The following is a 761-nucleotide window of genomic DNA, read 5'->3' on the forward strand; positions in this document are numbered from 1 at the left end:
GGTGAGCGCCCCGTCGCCGGCCGCGATCACCCGCGGCGCGTAGGGCGCGAGCCCGCCGCTCAGGTCGTTCGCCGTGGCGAAGACCTGGAGCGGCCCGGCGACGTCGAGGAGCTGCACCGCCGGGAAGGCCAGCAGCTCCACGGGGCGCGGGGTATCTGGCGAGAAACGAGGGGTCTTTGGCATCTCGGCCAGACCGTGGCGCGGTAGGGTCTCCCTGTCCAGCGCGGAGGCCCGCATGATTCCCCCCGAGACCCATCTGCAGATCGGTTCGCTCCTGTTCGAGGGGCTCGACCAGATCGACCTCACCGGGCCGTTCGAGGTCCTGTCGCGGATCCCCAATGCGACCTACCGGATCTACGGGCCGAGCCTGGACCCGGTGCGCGACCTGCGCGGCCTCCGGATCACCCCCGACGCCACCCTGGCGCAGGCGCCGCGCCTCGACGTGCTGCACATCCCCGGCGGCCAGGGCCAGGAGGCGCTGATGCGCGACGCCGCCGTGCTCGGCTGGATCCGCAGCCAGGCCTCGGGCGCCTCCCACGTCTTCTCGGTCTGCACCGGCGCGCTGCTGCTCGGGGCGGCGGGGCTGCTGGTCGGGCGGCGGGCGACGACCTACTGGAACGCGGTCCACCTGCTGCCTTGGTTCGGGGCGGAGGCGGTGGACGCGCGGGTGGTGATCGACCCCGATGCCGACGGCCGCACCTGGCTGTTCGCCGCCGGGGTCACCGCGGGGATCGACGGCGCGCTGCAGCTCGCGGCCGAGT

1 protein-coding gene and 1 pseudogene are annotated in these 761 nt (G+C 74.1%); one reads left to right on the forward strand and one right to left on the reverse strand.

Annotation, left to right across the window (positions count from 1 at the left end):
* A pseudogene (locus tag FV228_RS34630) lies at nt 1-183 on the reverse strand (GlxA family transcriptional regulator); the annotation flags it as partial.
* 52 nt (nt 184-235) lie between these two features.
* Here FV228_RS34630 and FV228_RS31475 point away from each other — a divergent pair.
* On the forward strand, nt 236-761 hold a 526-nt coding region (locus tag FV228_RS31475), incomplete at its 3' end, for a DJ-1/PfpI family protein (RefSeq protein ID WP_147857946.1).

The sequence above is a fragment of the Methylobacterium sp. WL18 genome, assembly GCF_008040015.1.
Classification (GTDB): Bacteria; Pseudomonadota; Alphaproteobacteria; order Rhizobiales; family Beijerinckiaceae; genus Methylobacterium; species Methylobacterium mesophilicum.